This is a genomic window from Vibrio coralliilyticus (assembly GCF_024449095.1).
Lineage (GTDB): Bacteria > Pseudomonadota > Gammaproteobacteria > Enterobacterales > Vibrionaceae > Vibrio > Vibrio coralliilyticus_A.
Genome location: NZ_CP024627.1, coordinates 864,878 through 885,542, shown reverse-complemented (window position 1 = coordinate 885,542; position 20,665 = coordinate 864,878). Strand labels below are relative to the sequence as shown.

The following is a 20,665-nucleotide window of genomic DNA, read 5'->3' as shown; positions in this document are numbered from 1 at the left end:
CTAACGCCCCCTTATTCGTGGAAAAGTTTACCTTCCGTTAATCGCATCAATCAGGTTTTTAGCCTCTCGACGAATTTCGTCACTACCATCAACAATTGCCTCTTCAAGCAGCTTGATTGCCCCTTGTGAATCGTTCATTTCAATGTAGATCTTCGCCAAATCAAGCTTACCTGCTGCTTCTGAGTTGTTATCGACATCAACATTACCTGTATCACCAATAACATCTGGGAAATCACTCAGCCCAACATCTAATTTCAGCTCTTCTTCCTGAAAGTCTTGCTGCTCTTCTTTCTCTACCTCAGCCATCAGCTCATCAATGGTTCGGAATTCTCCTTCCTGAGGATTGAAGTCCCCCAGCTCTTCTTGATCTTCCCAGTTTTCATCAAGAATCTGAGCTTGTTCTGGGCGGTTATTTTCATCCCATACGCCCTGCTCGTCTTCCGGGATATCATCGTTGATCTGAGCTTGCTGCTCAGGAGAAAGGCTGAAACCATTCCAATCTTCTCCTCCTACCTCCAACATAGCTTCGATATCCATACCAGCGCTATCAGAAGTCAGAGTATCAGGAGACTCAAAATCGAAGTTAGCCGCTTGATTTGGCTCTTCTTCTGCAAGGAGCTCATCGAAAGCATCTTCATTATACTCGTGATTAGCTAACTCTTGTGCAGCCTCAGATGGAATCTCACCCAAAGACGGAAGTTCCAAATCATCGAGTTTAAAATCGACTTCTTCTGAGCCAGAGTCGTCCGCTTCAGCCAACGCATCTTGCTCATCAAATTCTGGAAGGTCCTGATCGTCGATCTTCGAATCATGTCCTTCTCCTTCAGAAGCACTATCGGGAGCCCCAACATCCCCAAATGTAGGAATATCCAGATCATCCAAGTCCAAAGTTTCACCGGATACACTCGAAGCACTGGATTGGCCTTCAAGGTCCGATTCTTCACCAACATCGGCGAGTGCATCTTCTTCGCTGTACTCAGGAAGGTCTAAATCATCCAGCTCTAGCGATGCTTCAGATTCCACTGGCGCTTCAGGTTCGGGCTCTTCCGCCACATCCGCCAGTGCATCTTCTTCACTGTACTCAGGAAGGTCTAAATCATCCAGCTCTAGCGACGCTTCGGCTTCCACTGGCGCTTCAGGCTCAGGCTCTTCCGCCACGTCCGCCAGTGCATCTTCTTCACTGTACTCAGGAAGGTCTAAATCATCCAGCTCTAGCGATTCTTCGGCTTCCACTGGCGCTTCAGGCTCGGACTCTTCCGCCACGTCCGCCAGTGCGTCCTCTTCGCTGTACTCAGGAAGGTCTAAGTCATCCAGATCTAGCGACGCTTCGGCTTCCACTGGCGCTTCAGGCTCAGGCTCTTCCGCCACATCCGCCAGTGCGTCCTCTTCGCTGTACTCAGGAAGGTCTAAATCATCCAGCTCTAGCGACGCTTCGGCTTCCACTGGCGCTTCAGGCTCAGGCTCTTCCGCCACGTCCGCCAGTGCATCTTCTTCACTGTACTCAGGAAGGTCTAAATCATCCAGCTCTAGCGACGCTTCGGCTTCCACTGGCGCTTCAGGCTCAGGCTCTTCCGCCACATCCGCTAGTGCATCTTCTTCACTGTACTCAGGAAGGTCTAAATCATCCAGCTCTGGCGACGCTTCGGCTTCCACTGGCACTTCAGGCTCAGGCTCTTCCGCCAGTGCGTCCTCTTCGCTGTACTCAGGAAGGTCTAAATCATTCAGCTCTAGCGACGCTTCGGCTTCCACTGGCGCTTCAGGCTCGGATTCTTCCGCCACATCCGCCAGTGCACCTTCTTCGCTGTTCTCAAGAAGATCTGCATCATCACCAACTAACCAATCATCATCTTCCGGGATACCAAACTCATTTGGAATCGCTTCTGGCATTGAAGAGATAGGTTCAGGTTCTGGCTGTTCAGAGATCTCTGGAGTCTCTGGAGTCTCTGGAGTCTCTGGAGTCTCTGGAGTCTCTGGAGTCTCTGGAGTCTCTGGAGTCTCTGGAGTCTCTGGAGTCTCTGGAGTCTCTGGAGTCTCTGGAGTCTCTGGAGTCTCTGGAGTCTCTGGAGTCTCTGGAGTCTCTTCAGATGGTGTATTTACTTGCTCCTGCTGAGCAAGCAAATCTTCTTCTACAATTTCATTTTCTTCAGTCGTCGTGTTTGCGTTTTCTGTCAAGTCTGAGGAAGAAGTGATTGGAACATCGTCTTGATCACTCGGTGCAATATTTGGATTTTCTACCTCATCAATTGCAGACGTTAACCAGTCATCTTCTTCATCTTGATTACCTGCAAGATCCGCTTCCTCTCGCTGAGGTGGCTGCTCCTGCTTCTCTTCAACATCAGATTCTGGCGCAACATCCAACGACTCTCCGGACTGAAGGTTTTCAACTTCATCGATCGCTGACGTTAGCCAATCGTCTTCTTCTAGCTCTGGCTCTGGCTCTGGCTCTGGCTCTGGCTCTGGCTCTGGCTCTGGCTCTGGCTCTGGCTCTGGCTCTGGCTCTGGCTCTGGCTCTGGCTCTGGCTCTGGCTCTGGCTCTGGCTCTGGCTCTGGCTCTGGCTCTGGCTCTGGCTCTGGCTCTGGCTCTGGCTCTGGCTCTGGCTCTGCAAGAGTTTTGTCGGTCTCCGGGGTTTGTTCAACACTCTCTAGTTTATTTTCTTCTGTTACTGGTTCATCAAGATCAAACTCATCCAGCAATGGGTCTCCCTCGGGAGCAACACTCAACATGTCGTCAATAAATTCTTCACTAGAAAATTTACTGTCACTTGCTAGCGCTTCTGGTTCTATCTCTTCCTCAGTAATAAGATCTTGGTTCGCCTCTACTGTTGAAGCTTCTTCAAGTGCTTCACTTTGCTTTTCAATTTCCAGCAACTCTTCGAATAAGTCAGTACCTTCATCTCCAAGCTCTTCGGAGGCCTGCGCCTCTATATCAGATTGTGGCTCAACCAACTCATCAAGCAGATCTGTACTCTCTTCCAGCGAGGGAACATCGTCAATGTGATCATCTGACAGGAACTCATCCAGTGTTTCTGTAGAGTCATCATCCAAGTCACTGTTATCTTCAGTAATGAGCTCATCAAAAGCATTTTCATTGTCAGTACTTAAGTCGAGATCATCACTTAAAAAGTCATCTAGCGTTTCATCTGTGCCAAGCTCATCAGCCTCGTCCATCAATTCATCAAGTAGCTCTGTGCTATCTTCGCTGACCGCTGTTGTAGGCTCTTCCACCATTTCATCCAACAACGCAGTTTCATCAAGCGCTTCTGCTTCTAGCTTTTCAAGATCTGCCTGCGCTTCAACTTGGGCAAACAGATCATCAATTTCACTGTCTGAGGCAAGATTAGGCTCATTTGACTCAGCTGTATTTGCACCGCTATCGTCATCACTAAGATCGAAGCCATCACCGGCTTCATCCAATAGCGAATCGAAGTCCAATTCATCACCAGCCTCGTCAGAATCAGTCTCATTAAACAAATCGTCTAACAAAGATTGATCCAACTCGTCCATTTCTAGGTCTTCAGATTCACCATCTGAGGCCAGAAGCGAGTCCAAGTCACCTTGAGAAATATCCTCATCATCGTCTGATAGATCAAACTCTCCTTCAGGTGAATCATCCTCCTCAATAACGACTTCATCTAGAGCGCGCTCCATCTCTTCTAGACCGAGTGCTTTATCTTCACTGTTAACACTGATGCCGTTAGCGCTCATATCCATATCGGCAAGCGCTTCATCTAACTCACCATCGTCACCGATACCTGCGAATGGGTCTTCTCCATCTTCTCCCTCAAGATTGAAATCGAGGTCGTTGTCTTCCAAGTCAGCAAAGATATCGTCTTCGTCTTTGCCTTCCTCAGCTAAGCTCTCATCGGAGAATAACTCTTCTTCGTCAGTAGAGTCGCCAAACAAATCATCATCAAGTAGAAGATCATCATCCACTTCTTCATTGAGAGAGTCTGGGGCAATAGGGGCAACGGGCGCGACTTGCTGTTCATTCACTTCTTGTGTGGGGGTCTCTTCTCTCTTACGGCGCCCCAGAAGCATCATGATCAGTAGGCCTATGAATAGACCTGGAATAATCGCGGCAGCAGCAACTAACCACGTGTTGGACAGCAGTTCATCCAAGGGTGACGGTTTCATCTTTTGCTCTTCAGCTAAACGTAAACGCTCAGCTTCTAGTAGCTTTTCGACCTCGTTACGAATTCGAGATTCATCACCCAATTCATCTTTAAGTACATCGACTTCAGACTGAACATCAGCCAGCATTAAGCGCAATTTATGGTTCTTTTCTTCAAGAGCCATTAGCTCGCTTTCTGAGCTTTCGAGTTGACGCTCAAGTGTCGATACCTGAGCTTTTTGTTCTTGCTTAGCAATTTTCGCGAGATCAGAAGTGGCCTCAACTGCTGGCTTAGTATCATCCGCTACCGGCTTCTCCATGTCAGTCGTCGCGGGCGTTTCATTAACAGGCGGCTTAGGTTGAGCAGGTTGTGGCGTGGCAGGAATATTTGTTAACCGAGCCTGATGCGCGGCCATTACATTAACCGCTTCTTGGGTTGATACACTTTGTACTTGAGCTAGTGATGGAATACGCAACGTACTCCCAGGAATGAGCTCATGGATATTTTGATTGTCAAATGCTTGAGGGTTGAGCTGGTATACAGCAAGTAATGTTTGCTGAACACTCACATTGGTTGACGGGCGTAAACGGCTTGCAATAGCCCAAAGTGTTTCCTGAGAAGTGGTTGGCCCATAAAAGCGAGAGGGTTCGTTATTGTTACGCAGATCTTGGGGAACAAAATCAGAATACCGCGGCGATGATTGAATTTCGCCATCGGGTCCCTTAAGGCGAATACTTTCTGCACTAACAATCGATGTTTGAGTCACGGCTACTAATGCAACTGGCAGCAGCAGACGCTTAAAAATTCGAAGCATAGAAGGCTCAGCTATGTACTCAATAAGTTTTAATGTAATGATCTGTTAAATATATCGGATAAACACGCTAAAACTATAGGCGTATAGCTAAAAAATGTGTGGCTGCCGCCATATTCGCACTAATCTCACACTAAATTTCGCAATCTGATTAAAAAAGCCTCACACGATGGTGAGGCTTTGCTATAGGTGATAATAATACACTCAGTAGTAGTCGCGAATCAGAACTTCTGCAATCTGAACCGCATTGGTTGCTGCGCCTTTGCGAACGTTATCTGCTACAATCCACAAGTTGATACCACTATGGTGGCTGATATCGTTGCGAATACGACCAACCATCACGTGATCTTTACCACCCGCATCACGAACCTGTGTCGGGAAATCTTCACCATGGAACACTTCAACACCTTCGGTCTGTTCTAACAAATTAGCCACTTCCTGAGCATCAATGGGTGCACGAGTTTCGATATGAAGTGCTTCCGCATGACCATAGAAAACAGGCACTCGCACACAAGTCGGGTTGACCATGATTGACGAGTCATTAAATATTTTCTGCGTTTCCCACACCATTTTCATCTCTTCTTTGGTATAGCCATTTTCCATAAACTGGTCAATTTGCGGCAGACAGTTGAAAGCAATTTGCTGTGAGAACTGCTCATTTTCAGCCGGCATGCCATTAAGCAGCTTAGCAGTTTGGCCTGCCAACTCATCGATACCAGATTTACCAGCGCCAGAAACGGATTGGTAAGTCGAGACATTAATACGATCAATACCCACGGCATCATGAATCGGCTTAAGTGCTACCAACATTTGAATCGTCGAACAATTCGGATTAGCAATGATGTTGCGGTTACGGAACTCGGCAATCGCTTCAGGGTTAACCTCAGGCACAACCAAAGGAATGTCATACTCATAACGGAAGTTAGAGGTATTATCGATGACAATTACCCCTTCATCGGCAGCGATTGGCGCCCACTTAGCCGATAATTCTCCCCCTGCGGAAAACAGGCCAATGTGTACCTGAGACCAATCAAAGTTCTCTACGTTTTCGACTTTGATGCTTTTGCCGTTAAAACGGTAAGTCTTGCCTTCACTGCGTTCACTCGCTAGTAGAAAAAGGTCACCAACAGGAAACTTACGCTCCTGAAGTACTTCGAGAATTGTTTCACCGACTGCGCCGGTCGCACCTAAAATGGCAACGTTATATTGCTGGCTCATTGACTTACCTCAATTTGAAAACCTAATTTCGCTAGTGGTTGCAGGTTAGCCTCTGCACTTCCTCTCAGCGTGACTGCACTGTATTCACGGCGATCCCAGTAGTGTTTACGCATCAAATCAAACGCACCAGGCTGACTGATTTCACGACGGAACAATGCATCGTCTTTACGCACATCATAGACAAGTTGCGTCAAGTTGTGCAGCGTAGCTTCATCCCAAGCTCTGTCCAATACTAACTCCGGAACTGGTGCTGTAGGCAGAAGCTCACTGGCATGTGCACGTAAATCGTTATTCAGAAACTCGCAGAAACTATTAAAAATCATCGTGGTTCCACGAGCTTTCCCCTCTAAACCATAACCGGCGACATGAGGGGTTGCGAATGCTAGCAGAGGCAGAAGCTCCATATCAACCTCTGGCTCGAATTCGAACACATCCAATGCAGCAATAAAGCCATCTTGTTTTCTCAGGCGAGCTTTCAACGCAGTATTATCAACAACTGGCCCGCGGGCGGCATTAATCAAAATTTGGTCGCCACGTAACCTATTCAACACGGTTTCATTGATTAGATGATGGGTCGGAAAATCACCATCACGGGTGATTGGAGTATGAGTCGTAATGATATCCGCTTGCTCAAGCAACGCATCTAACGGGGTGAAATTACGCTCATCTCCCGCCGCTTGCTTAGGTGGATCATTGATGAGCACCTTAATACCAATGCCTTCCAAGCACTGCTGAAGGTAGCTCCCCACCTGACCTGCGCCAATGATTCCAACGGTTTTATCAAATACTGAAAAACCTTGTTGCTGAGCAAGTACCATCATGACGCTAAACGCATATTCTGCTACACCGACTTTGTTGCATCCGGGTGCCGCAGTGAAAAAGATGCCCTTCTCTTTGAGTAACGCTTGATCAACATGATCCATACCTGCCGTGGCCGTTCCGACAAACTTAAGCTTGTTCGCTTTGGCGATAAGATCAGCATTCACTTTTGTCACTGAACGAATCATCAGCGCATCTACATCAATTAAGTCTTCGGCGGTCAACGTGCGCCCAGATTTTAAAACAACCTCGCCCAGCTGGCTAAAAAGCTGCTCAGCATAAGGCATATTTTCATCAATTAGGATTTTCATGGCTTAAGAGATCTGATTTGGGAATAGCAGAGATTGTGCAGAAAAGCGCAGTCGCTGTCGAGCACTAGCGATAGAAAGAAAAATGCCCGGCATTAGCCGGGCAAAGTTCCAGAACAAAAGGATCCCGACCCGCTCTCCATGGGTCAGAGTCTGCGTCTGTTCGACTACCCTTTTTTCAAAAGGTAGCCAAGCTCTGGAAATTGGTATGCTGGGGAAACCCCAGCGCTTTCGTTAGCCTTGGTATTTCTTGATAACCAATGTTGCGTTTGTACCACCAAAACCAAAGCTGTTTGACATGACTGTCGTCAGTTTCGCATCGCGCGTTTCTGTTACGATATCTAAACCCTGAGCCGCTTCGTCAAGGTTTTCAACATTCACACTCGGCGCGATAAAGTCGTTGTTTAGCATCAGTGTTGAGTAGATCGCTTCGTGAACACCAGCCGCGCCAAGAGCATGACCTGTCATCGCTTTTGTCGCAGAAATTGCTGGGCTGTTGTCACCAAACAATTCTTGAATAGCACCTAACTCTTTTACGTCACCCACTGGTGTTGATGTTCCGTGTGTGTTCACGTAGTCGATTGTCTCTACGCCTTGCATCGCCATCTTCATACAGCGCACTGCGCCTTCACCTGATGGCGCAACCATGTCATAACCATCAGATGTTGCGCCATAGCCAACGATCTCACCGTAGATTTTCGCGCCACGAGCCAGAGCGTGTTCAAGCTCTTCAATCACCAGCATGCCGCCACCACCAGAAATAACGAAACCGTCACGGTCTGCGTCGTATGTACGAGAAGCTTTATCTGGCGTTTCGTTGTACTTAGTAGATAGTGCGCCCATAGCGTCAAACATCATAGTTTGAGACCAATCCAGCTCTTCACCACCACCAGCGAACACGATGTCTTGCTTGCCAAGCTGGATAAGCTCCATTGCGTGGCCAACACAGTGTGCAGAAGTTGCACACGCTGAACTCATTGAGTAGTTAACGCCACGAATTTTAAATGGCGTCGCAAGACATGCAGAAACCGTAGAAGACATGGTACGAGGAACCATATAAGGGCCCACACGTTTCACGCCTTTCGCACGCATAGTATCTACCGCTAATGCTTGGTTCAGTGCCGAAGCACCCCCAGAACCCGCTACGATACCTGTTCGGTCATTAGAAACCTGTTCTTCAGTCAGGCCAGCATCTTCGATTGCCTGCTGCATTGATAGGTATGCATACGCAGCCGCATCACCCATAAAGCGCATCTGTTTACGGTCAATATGCTCTGATGGATTGATTTTAAGATCACCCCAAACCTGTGAACGTAGACCTTGTTCTTTAAACTGCTCAGAGGCAGTAATGCCAGATTTACCTGCTTTAAGAGACACTAAAACTTCTTCGACGTTGTTACCGATACTTGAAACAATACCCATACCGGTGATTACGACTCGTTTCATTATGACATTCCTATAATTCAAAAATCTGCTAGATGATAACTAAGTTACCCGTGAAAAGTGGTCAGCTTTCCCAGAAAACCGTACAATCGCCACAACTTTATCGTCTTCATCACAATAATTCAGACATTATGACCTCAATTACCAATGCTCAGCTGGGCTGGAACGATGTTGGAACACCTGTATCAGACCAGTTCGACGATGTTTACTTTTCTAACGTAAACGGACTTGAAGAAACCCGCTACGTCTTCCTCCATCAAAATCATCTGCCACAAAGATGGCAGGATTATGACCAGCGCCGCTTCGTCATTGGAGAAACCGGCTTTGGCACAGGTCTGAACTTCCTTGCTGTTTGGCAATGGTTTGAAGAATTTAGGCGTCAAAACCCAGATGCGCCACTCAGAGAACTGCATTTTGTGAGTTTTGAAAAGTATCCACTGAGTAAAGATGACCTGATTAAAGCGCACCAAGCATGGCCAGAACTTGCTGAATACGCAAGCAAATTACAACAACACTATCCAATAGCCGTTCCTGAATGTCATAGAATTATTCTGGAAGACGGGGCTATTACTATCGATTTGTGGTTTGGCGACATTAAAGATTGCATGCCAAAGGTACCCGTTGATGAACGAGGCCTTATCGATGCTTGGTTTTTGGATGGCTTCGCTCCTAGCAAAAATCCCGATATGTGGAACCAAGAACTGTTCAATAGCATGGCGAGACTTGCCAAACAGGACTGTACCTGTGCGACGTTTACGGCAGCCGGTTTCGTTCGCCGCGGCCTAATCGAAGCCGGTTTCGATATGAAGAAAGTCAAAGGCTTTGGCACCAAACGGGACATGATCGCAGGTCATATGGCCAATCGCCAAACACACACAAACCATAAACCTTGGTTTGCCCGTAAAAATGCAGAACAAGCTCAGTCCATCGCGATTATTGGCGGTGGCATTGCCAGCGCAACATTAGCAAAAACACTCATCCGCCGAGGAAAACAGGTCACACTATACTGTCAAGACTCAGAAGCCGCACAAGGTGCATCTGGTAATCGTCAAGGTGCTGTTTACCCTCTACTTAATGGCTCCCATACAGGCGTGTCTCGCGTATTTGCTCCGGCTTTCCTTTTTGCCAGACAATTTGTCGAGCAAGCAGCAGAGCAGATCAAATTCGACCATGACTGGTGCGGCGTGACTCAACTCATGTGGGATGAGAAATCACAAGCCAAACTTAAGCGTATGCTGGGCGGCGACTTTGATAAAGCATTGATCCACCACCTTGATACCGAGCAAACAAGCCAAACCATAGGTCTCCCTATCGATATGGAGAGCGTCCATTATCCACTTGGTGGATGGTTATGCCCCGCTCAGCTGACTCAAGGACTCATCGACCACTTATCAGAAAGCCCGCTTTTCAGAGTATGTTTCGATACTAAGATTGATGATATGCGCTGGAATGAAGAGCAGAAAAACTGGACGTTAAATAGTGGCCAAACTCAATTCAGCCATGACACCGTTGTGGTCGCGAATGGTCATCAGTTTACCGATTTGCCACCGACCCAAGACATCCCTTTGGGACAGGTTAAAGGTCAAGTCAGCCACATTCCAACCACGAGTAAACTGAGCCAGCTTAAGACCGTCCTTTGTTACGATGGCTATATGACCCCCGTAAACCCTAACAATAGGCATCACTGTATCGGAGCCAGTTACGATAGAGATAATTTGGACCAAGAGTTTGATCCGCACGCACAACAGAGCAATGGTGACAAACTGCGTCAGTGCGTGCCAAATCAAAATTGGCCTCTTGAAGTCGACACCTCGGGTAATCAATCGCGTCAAGGGATTCGCTGTGTGAGTCGCGATCATCTGCCATTTGTTGGCAGCGTGGGCGATCTCGAAACAACGAAACAGGTTTACCGTAACCTGCAAACCACCCAAGTAGAAGACGCAGAAAAAGCACCGCACTTCCCTAACCTATTTTGTATGCTTGGGTTAGGCTCTCGTGGTTTAAGTTCAGCACCACTCTTGGCTGAGACCTTAGCGTCACAAATATGTGGTGACCCTTTACCGCTGCCAGTGGATGTGCTGGAGGAACTCCATCCAAGCCGCATGTGGGTGAGAAAATTGAGAAAAGGCAAAGCCATCACGGTATTATAAAATGCATAAGGGCTTGCTCGAAAAACTCGATCAAGCCCTTAAGTAGTATGCTATCTGTGAGGTTAAGCTTGGTTGACTAACTCTAACCATAGATCGTTAACGATGGTGCGGTCGGCAGGACTCAGCTCTGCACGTGCCTCATCCAAACTACTCTGAATACGTACTTTCAGCTCTTCTATATCATTGACGCCTTCTTCTTCACACGAAGCAGCAGATAGAGAAATATGTCCACGTAAGTAACCACCAGCAAATAACTCATCATCAGATGCGGTTTCAATACGCGCATCAATCATTTCTAGCAGCTTCTCTTCAAATTCAATAATCATAATGCTCTATTGCCTGGGTCAGTTTGATTCTCAAAAAGAGTGCAGAGCTTCTCACATTGAGAAAATTAACGCAAACCCTAGTTATATCAAGGCCTGACAGCATGGCACGCGCTGTGCACTTCCTCAACTATTCACAACGTTCAGCGAGGAAGAACTCATGAAAACACAACACAAGGCTTTGAAAAAGTCAGTCGTGGCGGGTGTTTTATTTCAAGCATCACTCGCCTTTGCTGAGACACCATTCACTTCGTGTCCAACTCAAGCATTTTTAATTCAGAATCCCTCAGGTACGCCCGTCGTTTATGGCGTCAGCATCGACGTAGGTAGCTATGTCACACTGGATTCCAATTTAGATACCGCGAAGCTAAATGGTGTCGGCTACAGCAAGCATGATGACTTCATCTACGGTTGGGATTACGGTACCGCATCGCTCTCCCGTATTGATTCCACCTTTACAAAAACCTTGCTTAATATCAGCAAGCCATCTGGCGCACCCACGTCTATCTACGTTGGTGATGTCTCTCTTGATGAAAATGCCTGGTATGGCTACAGACCCAACTACGGGCTCTACCGCATTGACCTTGATACACTGGTGATGGAGCTTTCATCACCGCCTAGCCAATTCGGCAATCCTGCAATATACGATTTGGCCTTTCATCCTGACAATAGCCTGGCTTATTCCATCGATTCAAATGGTTACCTGTGGGAGATTGATGTCTACGCGGGCACAGCGAACCGACTAAACCAACTGCTAGATAAAAATGCTCTCGGGTATCGCTTAACTTTTGGTGCGGTCTATTTCGATGTCGATGGCAACTTTTACACCAGCAACAACAGTAATGGGTATGTCTTCAAAGTAACTATCAATGGAAACAGCTCCAGCGCAGAATTTTTTGCTTATGGCCCTTCAAGCAACTCCAATGATGGTGCTCGCTGTGCTCTGGCACCGGTCGAACCCAGTGAATACACCGATTTCGGAGACGCCCCAGATAGTTACAAAACCACATTTGCATCCTCTGGTGCCCGTCATGGCTTGTCGGAACTCAAGCTAGGTTCTGTCATTGATGGAGAGACCGACGGTAGCCCGTATCCGCTCAGTGATGATACTTCAGATGGTTCGGACGATGATGACGGTATCCAGTTCCCCGTTCCAATTCAGGTGGGACAAACCAGCAAAATCATCGCAACGGCTGCAGGCACATCTGACAGTTCAGTGCTCAATGCTTGGATTGATTTCGACCGAGATGGTGAGTTTGAGTCTAACGAAATCATCATCAGCGACCAATCGATGAGCGATAGCACTGGCGACATTTTCTTCACTGTTCCAACTTGGGCTGTCACCGGGGAGACTTGGGCTCGATTCAGAATTTCCAACACATCAGGCATAGGTCCAAGCGGCGGTGTTCCTGCTGGTGAAGTAGAAGACTATTTGGTCGACATTACAGAAAGCGGTGTCGTGACCGAACTATACCCCAGCGGCGGTGGCTACACATCTTTCGCCTATGAAGATCAGTATCCGAAAAGCGGCGACTATGACATGAACGATGTATTAATGAATGTTAAATACACTGAGTATCAGCTCAACGACCAAGTCATTCGTATGAAAATCGAGGGTAAAGTAGCCGCACTTGGCGGTGACTACCATTCAGGCTTTGCTATTCGATTGCCAGGTGTAGTGAAAGAGGACATCAAATCTGACTCTGTTCAACTTTACGTGAATAACGAGCTGCAAACCGCAACTGTACTTGAAACCGACACCATTGACGCTGTCTTCATTATCCACGAAGACTTGTGGGAGATGACAGAACCGGGTGAAGCCGAAGCGTGCACTCTATTTCGCACTCAAGAAAATTGCGGTACCGCTTATCGCCCTGGCTGGAGGCTGACCTTTTCGTTAGAAAATGCAGTCGATACCTCAACCATGCCACCATTCCCGTACGACCCCTTCATCTTTGCAGCTCCCGGCCACTATTACGGGGATATTGGTTATCAACTAACAGGTGGATTCCCAGGAAGAAGCTTAGAGATTCATCTTAAAAACCAGTCCCCTACCAGTAAGTTTGACTTACGTTACAAGTCTTATGGTGTCGATGCGTCAAGTGGCAATACTCACTATCACGATGACAAAGGTCTACCTTGGGGTATAGAGATCCCTACTACTTGGCAACATCCCTATGAACAAGTCAATATTTTAGAGGCCTACACCAAATTTGATGATTATGCCCAAGACGCCACTGGCCAGACTGAACCTACCTGGTACGAAGCATCTGTAGACGGCAAGATTTATATCGACTAAAGGAGAAATAATCATGTGGAATATCAAACTTATACACTTATGTACAATGATGATACTGGTTTCACTCTCCGGCTGTGGTGGTGGCGGAGGTGGTGAAGGAGGCTCTTCAGGTTCATCAACAGGTTCTTCAGCCACAGCAGTATCAACCGATGAAGATTCCAACAGTTTGGCAAATGTGCGTATCGATTACGACAACGACCTCACTTCAATTTATCAGGTCGATATCGATGTCAGTTTGCCGCACCTTTCCGCTTCTCAGGTTTACATCTCTGTCTGCGATAACACAGGGGGGAGCATCGACGTGGTTGACTACGACAAATGCCTCTTAAAAGCGGCATTACAAGCCGGAGCAGGCAATTACCAGCTACGGGTACCGAATCATTGCGAATCGCTAATCGCGATAGTTTCTGTCATGGAACCCAACACTGCACCATTGGTGTATACGCTCAATCACAACAATCAAGCCGAAACGACTTGGCTAATTCAGTGAATATAAATCCAGCCGCATATTGCGGCTGGCTTTATTCTACTTTAAACATAGAATAATCAAGCTCAGGTTGCTGGTAAAAAGACCGCAATGCCTCTGACAACATGCGAACGCGCAGTGGCAAACCTTGCTCAAATATCCTACCAACTTCCTTATGGACCTTATGCATAAAGGCTAATCGATCGGGTTCAAACTCACCATTTAAATTGTCACAACTCACCGTAAACGGGAAACCTGCGCTAAGAGAAAGAATCCATTCATACGCTTGAGGTCGAATTTCTACTTTCTCAAACTCAGCCTGAACCGCTTCAGTGCGTCCATCCGGTTCGTACCAATAACCGAAATCCTCTAATAAGCGACGCTCTGGCCCTGCGACACACCAATGCGCGATTTCGTGAAGTGCTGACGCATAGAAACCACGAGCAAAAATAATCCGGTGGTTAGGCTGATTATCGCCTGCAGGAAGGTAAATAGGCTCATCCCCTCCTAGCTCCAAACGTGTATTGTACTCGTCAAGAAAAGTGGCGTTAAAAATGTCGATCAAGTCCTGATAGTGGTGGCTCATGAGATAAAGTCGTGGTTTAAATAACAGCGCTCGGCATTCTCGCATTTTTGATCCCAATTGCAAATCTCTATACCAGTTAATGACATTAGAAATAATTATGTGAAAAACCCTTTCACATTCATAAAATCTCATTCGTCACAGATCACATTTCCCACTAAACTGCCTTACATTGGTTACAGAGAGGCTGATTTCTCAAGCCATACGTCATGTAGGACAAACCATGTTATTAAGCATTTTATATATCATTGGCATCACGGCTGAGGCCATGACTGGTGCACTTAGTGCCGGTCGCAGAAAAATGGACTGGTTTGGGGTTATGCTCGTCGCAAGTGCGACTGCGATTGGTGGTGGAACAGTGCGCGATATCCTCCTCGGTCACTACCCGTTAGGCTGGGTGGAGAATCCACAATTTCTCGCGATCACCTGTATTGCTGGCGTACTAACGACTGGATTAGCCAAATGGATCATCAAGTTTAAAGGGTTGTTCATTCGACTTGATGCGCTGGGCTTGATTGTTTTTAGCATCATCGGTACCAAAGTTGCACTAAGCATGGGTCATCACGCAATGATCTGCATGGTGGCGGCACTGGTCACAGGCGTTTTTGGTGGACTATTACGTGATTTAATCTGTCGCCAAACACCGCTTGTGTTACACGAAGAGTTATACGCTTCTGTCGCCCTAGTAGCTTCCGGCCTTTACTTAGCCTTACTTGAGTTTGGTCTTAATGATGTCACCGCGACCATCTCAACACTAGTTTTTGGCTACATGCTGCGCATGGCTGCGGTTCGCTTTAAATGGCGTCTGCCTTCATTCCACCTAGAAACTGAAGGTTCTCTTCACTAATTCAAACGCCCCGCCCTCGGGGCGTTTTACTCTCTAACGGCCACTTAGCTATGAATAATATTCGCGCGAAATTTACCGCTAGGGATAATTTGTGACCCAGCTTGGATTTACCACTCAAACCTACCATCGAAGCGCGCTTGTGCGATGAAAGTGCATTCAAGTATTATGCAAATCTTTTCATTGGGTTAATACCCCCCTTAAGAGCGACGTACTTGCTCACCAATCGCTAACATATTGATGCAACTTTCAATCAAGCGTGCGCAGCGGGTTAATTATCCGTTAATTTGTCCTGTGACCTTTTGCACAAATACCATTGCCGACTTATTTTACTCTGGTCACCCACAAGGAAGAGTTCGGCTTCACTTTGATTAAGCTCTCCCAATTTTTCCTTGCTGTTAACCAAAACAGCTGAAAGGTCTGAAGATGAGAAACCAACACCGTATTACCCTATCGGCTATAACGCTAGCTATCATTTTGGCTGGTTGTAGCTCCGCGCCAAAAACAAGTGATGCTTCCACCCAGCTGGCGGCACTACTCGACAGCTACCAACATGAATCGCAATCCCTAGATAACACTCACTTTGGTATCATCAATGATCAAATGGCTGCCGCTCGTCAGTCTTTGGATCGTATCTATCTCAACAAACTGCTTGAAATAGAAAGAAGCGCTTTAACCGATGAAGAAAAAGTCTATTACGATACTTTCCGCTTTGACCGCACCATTGCGATTCGCGGCGCAAGCTTCGCTAACGCGCGTTTTGGCAACTTCGATGTACCTATCACCCACTTTTACAACAACATCCAGTGGAACGCCGAAGAAGCAGGTGCTGCTATTGATACCGATTCCGACAGTGAACAAACGTACCAAGATCAACTAACCATACTCAAAGAGTACACCTCTTGGGTCAGGGGCTTACACAGCCAATACCAGCAAGCTACGCAGCAGGGTATTCAACTACCCGCCATTCTTGCTGAGCGCCTATATCAAAACAGCGTGGACACGATAAGCTATAATAATTTTTCCATGCTCAAGGTAGGATTAAACGACTTAAAAACTCAGTCAGGGTATACGCCAACTTTTATCAATCAATACACGCAGGAAGTTGAGAAAGCACAGCGGGCAACCCAAGAGCTATTAGCGTATCTGCACAATCAGTACGTTAAAAGCGCTCACGGTGAAGGCCAACTCACCGACAAAAATATTGGCTGGGGTGATTTACCCAATGGGCAGAGCTGGTATCAGTGGCACCTAGACCGAAACAGTACTACCGGAAAGTCAGCCGCCGAGTTACATAATATGGGTGAACAACTGGTCGCAGAAGCTAAAGCTGAGATGATTCGTGTGGCAAAAGTGGTGGTTGCCAAGCGCGGTTCTATCGTGGAAGCGGCGTATCGAGACCCAGCAACAGGTGACGTTTCAACTCGAACATTTGAACTCGCCACAGACTCAGGTCAGATCAACCTCGGCGAGTTTTTTAAATACCTTAATAGCGAGCAGTTCTTTTATGGTCGAGATGGTCAGCAAACAACGACCAAGCAATACGCAGCGGTCTGCAGTAGCGCGTCCTCCCCTTCCGCCTGTGAAAACGCGCTGACGGACTACTATGTGTTTAAAAACAATGCCAACGATGTCGTTGCCAGCTATTTTAAACCTATCAAAACCGACTACACCATAGAGCCAACCCCTGCTGAAAGCGAGATGTATGATGGTGTGGCCTCCTACGACGACAATGTGTTCACTCTCAACACCAACCCAGATTACAGCCTGCAAAAATGGAATGTCTCCACCTTGCTGTTACATGAAGCGGCGCCTGGTCATCACTTCCAAAACGCATACGCGCAGGAATACCCACCTGCTAATCTGCCCGATTATATGCAGGATATCTGGTACACCGCCTATGGTGAAGGTTGGGCGCTCTATACCGAGTGGCTTGGTATCGAAATGGGCATTTATGGAGAGCTTAACGAGCAGAATCAGCCGACGTTTGTTAACGGCAAAGGAATGTGCACTCCCAACACTGACTATAACCAGTTCCAAGGCGGAATCTATACGGATGAGCAAGAGTGTAACGCCCTACAGTACTTTGGCAGTCTAAACGAAGCACAGTTGAGGAATATGCGATTGGCGGTCGATACTGGCATTCACGCTAACGGCTGGAGTATTCAGCAAGCACGCGATTATATGCACGCCAATTCCGCGCTCGGCGAAGGTGATATAGAGTCAGAAAGCTTCCGCTACGCCGCCTATGTCGGTCAGGCGGTTTCTTATAAGTCCGGTTATCTGGTTATCCGAGAATTGCTTGAAAAGGCTCAACAAGAGCTAGGAGATAAGTTTGAATACGCTGAATTCCACGACCAACTACTACGCTACGGGCAGCAACCGATGGAAGTGATGAAAAGCAACATCAACAACTGGATTTCCGCAAAACAACAAGCCTAAATAAAAAACGGCTTCCTTGTGGAAGCCGTTTCTATTCATTAAATCTGAGGTGTTTCTGTCGTCACACCGTGATTCTGACCTCGATGGCGAAGTAAGTGATCCATCACGACAATTGCCAGCATCGCTTCTGCAATAGGCACTGCGCGAATACCAACACATGGGTCATGACGACCTTTGGTGATCAGCTGAGTAGGTTCGCCTTCTCTGGTGATGGTTTCACCCGGAACGGTGATACTAGACGTCGGCTTTAGCGCAATGTTCGCAACAATATCCTGACCAGTCGAGATACCACCTAAAATCCCACCAGCATGGTTACTACCGAAACCGTTTGGAGACAAAGTATCACGGTGCTCGCTGCCCTTTTGGCTAACAACGTCGAATCCATCGCCGATTTCAACACCTTTGACCGCGTTGATGCTCATCAGCGCGTGGGCAATATCAGCATCCAGACGGTCAAACACAGGTTCACCTAAACCGACAGGTACGTTGGTTGCGACAACCTGTAGCTTGGCACCAATCGAGTCGCCTTGCTTTTTAAGATCGCGAATCAACTGATCTAACGCATCGACTTTGTCGAAATCTGGGCAGAAAAACGCGTTATTTTCAATCTCGTCCCAATCCACTTTCTCAATCGACACATCACCCATTTGAGATAGGTAGGCACGGATTTCGATACCAAACTCTTGCTTCAGGTATTTCTTAGCGATAGCACCCGCAGCCACACGCATAGCGGTTTCACGTGCTGAGGAACGACCTCCGCCTCGGTAATCACGTACACCGTATTTCTGGTGGTAGGTATAGTCAGCGTGACCTGGACGGAACTTATCTTTGATTTCCGAATAATCTTTTGAGCGTTGGTCCGTGTTTTCAATCAACAAACCAATCGAAGTACCCGTGGTTTTACCTTCGAATACGCCAGACAGAATCTTCACTTCATCTGGTTCGCGACGTTGAGTGGTATAACGAGAAGTCCCCGGACGACGACGATCGAGATCCGTCTGAATATCCGCTTCAGTTACTTCTAGCCCTGGAGGGCACCCGTCGACGATACATCCTAGTGCGATACCGTGACTTTCTCCGAATGTCGTCACTCGGAAATGCTGTCCGATACTGTTTCCTGCCATTACTTCCTCAAATTTCTTCAGCCCTGTAAACAAAGCTGTACATTACAATTATTGGTAAATTCATAGTGGCGTTATTGCGATTTGATGTAAAGCCCTAAAGCCGAACTATTTTGCTTTCTTTGCCAATAAAAAACGCCGGACATGACTGTCCGGCGTTTTATCACATCAAGCGAACTGAATAATACTCAGTCTTTATAGATTGTGAACTCTTCTGCATGTTGTAGCATCTGTTCACGCGTTAACATGAATACACCATGGCCGCCATTTTCGAACTCAAGCCAAGTGAACGGGATATGCGGATATTGCTCCATCATATGAACCATAGAGTTACCCACCTCACAGATAAGAATACCGTTATCCGTTAGATAATCAGGAGCATTAGCCAGAATACGACGCACCAGTTTTAGACCATCCGTACCCGCAGCGAGGCCAAGCTCAGGTTCATGGGTAAACTCGTCAGGCAGACTGTTCATGTCTTCTTGATCCACATACGGTGGGTTAGACACAATCAGGTTGTACTTCTCTTTTGGCAGATCACGGAACAGATCCGAGCGAATCGGGAATACCTGCTGCTCCATACCATGGTCCTGAATATTCTGCTCTGCGACTTGAAGTGCATCGGTAGAAATATCAATCGCATCAATTTCTGCATCTGGGAAAGCATGTGCACAGGCGATCGCGATGCAGCCACTCCCGGTACATAGATCCATGATTCGTGTTGGCTCTTCGACTAACCAAGGTTGGAACTCAGCCTGAATCAGCTCACCAATTGGAGAACGAGGCACCAGAACACGTTCATCGACAAAAAACTCTAAGCCACAGAACCAAGCACGGTTGGTCAGGTATGCGGTTGGAGTACGCTCATTGATTCGTTTCACAACACGTTCGACAATGCGCAGACGCTCACTGCTAGTCAAACGAGAATTTAATACATGTGGAGGCACATCAATGGGTAAGTACAATGTTGGCAGGATAAGCTGAACCGCTTCATCCCATGCGTTATCCGTACCGTGGCCATAGAACAGGTTTGCGGCATTGAAACGGCTCACAGTCCAACGAATCATATCCTGAAGCGTGTGTAACTCTGACACGGCTTCTTCTACAAAAATCTTATCCAAAATTGCCTCCGAAAAGCGCTACAATACTGCCAATAGCATTTTATTTATGTATCTATGACCCAATGAGCAAAAAAGACACCGAAATTGATGATGATTTCGCCCTTTTTAGGGATGCAGTACAAGGCGTAAAAAAGTTGCGACAGGATACCATAGTCCAGCAACCAAAAAAAAACACTAAGCAAAAAGAAATCAAGCGTAGCGCCCGTGAAGCCAGCGATACAGAGTTCTATTTTTCTGACGAGTTTGTTCCTCTTCTCAATGAGGATGGTCCTACTCGTTACGCGCGTGATGACGTCTCTCACTACGAGGTGAAACGCCTTCGCCGTGGGGTGTACGTCCCAGATGTGTTTTTAGATATGCACGGCATGACACAAAATAAAGCCAAGCGCGAACTCGGCTCGATGATCGCATACTGCATCAAAAATGAGATTTCATGTGCGTGTGTCCAACACGGCATTGGTAAGCATATCCTCAAGCAAAAAACACCGCTTTGGTTGGCGCAACATCCTGATGTGATGGCATTTCATCAAGCGCCATTAGAATTTGGTGGTGACGGCGCTTTGCTGGTTCTGTTATCGATACCAGAGAAATAGGAAAACGGTGCT

General features: G+C 47.1%; 14 protein-coding genes. 6 read left to right on the top strand and 8 right to left on the bottom strand.

Annotated elements, in window-relative coordinates:
* Positions 1 to 27 precede the first annotated feature (27 nt).
* From CTT30_RS04025 to fabB, 4 genes are all read right to left on the bottom strand, one after another.
* Positions 28 to 4,926 carry a FimV/HubP family polar landmark protein gene (locus tag CTT30_RS04025; RefSeq protein WP_252036101.1) on the bottom strand — a complete coding sequence of 1,633 codons (4,899 nt, stop codon included), beginning with the start codon at positions 4,924 to 4,926 and terminating at the stop codon, positions 28 to 30.
* Between the two features lie 201 nt (positions 4,927 to 5,127).
* The gene (locus tag CTT30_RS04020) at positions 5,128 to 6,141 is read right to left on the bottom strand and encodes an aspartate-semialdehyde dehydrogenase (RefSeq protein WP_252036100.1); all 1,014 of its coding nucleotides are present in this window, start codon (positions 6,139 to 6,141) and stop codon (positions 5,128 to 5,130) included.
* A complete protein-coding gene (locus tag CTT30_RS04015; protein ID WP_252036099.1) occupies positions 6,138 to 7,271 on the bottom strand; it encodes a 4-phosphoerythronate dehydrogenase in 1,134 nt (377 codons plus the stop codon). Before CTT30_RS04015 ends, CTT30_RS04020 begins: the two co-directional genes overlap by 4 nt.
* A 231-nt stretch (positions 7,272 to 7,502) precedes the next feature.
* Positions 7,503 to 8,714 (bottom strand): beta-ketoacyl-ACP synthase I, encoded by a 1,212-nt coding sequence (gene fabB / locus CTT30_RS04010; protein WP_239867609.1) that lies wholly within the window; start codon positions 8,712 to 8,714, stop codon positions 7,503 to 7,505.
* Between the two features lie 128 nt (positions 8,715 to 8,842).
* Between fabB and mnmC the strand changes: the two genes are divergently transcribed.
* Positions 8,843 to 10,861: a bifunctional tRNA (5-methylaminomethyl-2-thiouridine)(34)-methyltransferase MnmC2/FAD-dependent 5-carboxymethylaminomethyl-2-thiouridine(34) oxidoreductase MnmC1 gene (gene mnmC / locus CTT30_RS04005; RefSeq protein ID WP_252036599.1), complete on the top strand. Its 2,019-nt coding sequence runs from the start codon at positions 8,843 to 8,845 to the stop codon at positions 10,859 to 10,861.
* A 62-nt stretch (positions 10,862 to 10,923) separates the two neighbouring features.
* Here the strand turns inward: mnmC and CTT30_RS04000 are convergent, their stop codons facing one another.
* A complete protein-coding gene (locus CTT30_RS04000) occupies positions 10,924 to 11,187 on the bottom strand; it encodes a YfcL family protein (protein WP_239837637.1) in 264 nt (87 codons plus the stop codon).
* A 157-nt stretch (positions 11,188 to 11,344) separates the two neighbouring features.
* Here CTT30_RS04000 and CTT30_RS03995 point away from each other — a divergent pair, with 157 nt between their 5' ends.
* Together CTT30_RS03995 and CTT30_RS03990 are read left to right on the top strand one after the other, a co-directional pair.
* Positions 11,345 to 13,483 carry an LruC domain-containing protein gene (locus CTT30_RS03995; RefSeq protein WP_252036098.1) on the top strand — a complete coding sequence of 713 codons (2,139 nt, stop codon included), beginning with the start codon at positions 11,345 to 11,347 and terminating at the stop codon, positions 13,481 to 13,483.
* Positions 13,484 to 13,496: 13 nt separating this feature from the next.
* Positions 13,497 to 13,973, top strand: a complete 477-nt coding sequence (locus tag CTT30_RS03990; RefSeq protein ID WP_252036097.1) for a hypothetical protein — start codon at positions 13,497 to 13,499, stop codon at positions 13,971 to 13,973.
* 31 nt (positions 13,974 to 14,004) lie between these two features.
* On the opposite strand, the gene CTT30_RS03985 is transcribed toward CTT30_RS03990, so the two are convergent.
* Entirely contained in the window at positions 14,005 to 14,535 is a 531-nt protein-coding gene (locus tag CTT30_RS03985) for an elongation factor P hydroxylase (protein WP_252036096.1), read from the bottom strand.
* A 220-nt stretch (positions 14,536 to 14,755) separates the two neighbouring features.
* Between CTT30_RS03985 and CTT30_RS03980 the strand changes: the two genes are divergently transcribed.
* Both CTT30_RS03980 and CTT30_RS03975 read left to right on the top strand, forming a co-directional pair.
* On the top strand, positions 14,756 to 15,379 hold the full coding sequence (locus CTT30_RS03980) for a trimeric intracellular cation channel family protein (RefSeq protein WP_252036095.1): 624 nt from the start codon (positions 14,756 to 14,758) through the stop codon (positions 15,377 to 15,379).
* Positions 15,380 to 15,802: 423 nt separating this feature from the next.
* A complete protein-coding gene (locus CTT30_RS03975) occupies positions 15,803 to 17,818 on the top strand; it encodes a DUF885 domain-containing protein (protein ID WP_252036094.1) in 2,016 nt (671 codons plus the stop codon).
* A 38-nt stretch (positions 17,819 to 17,856) separates the two neighbouring features.
* Here CTT30_RS03975 and aroC read toward each other — a convergent pair whose 3' ends face one another.
* The gene (aroC, locus tag CTT30_RS03970; protein ID WP_252036093.1) at positions 17,857 to 18,942 is read right to left on the bottom strand and encodes a chorismate synthase; all 1,086 of its coding nucleotides are present in this window, start codon (positions 18,940 to 18,942) and stop codon (positions 17,857 to 17,859) included.
* Positions 18,943 to 19,127: 185 nt separating this feature from the next.
* Complete coding sequence (gene prmB / locus CTT30_RS03965) at positions 19,128 to 20,060, bottom strand: 50S ribosomal protein L3 N(5)-glutamine methyltransferase (RefSeq protein WP_252036092.1); 933 nt, start codon at positions 20,058 to 20,060, stop codon at positions 19,128 to 19,130.
* A 62-nt stretch (positions 20,061 to 20,122) separates the two neighbouring features.
* On the opposite strand from prmB, the gene smrB reads away from it, so the two are divergent.
* Entirely contained in the window at positions 20,123 to 20,653 is a 531-nt protein-coding gene (smrB, locus tag CTT30_RS03960) for an endonuclease SmrB (protein ID WP_252036091.1), read from the top strand.
* Positions 20,654 to 20,665: the final 12 nt, after the last annotated feature.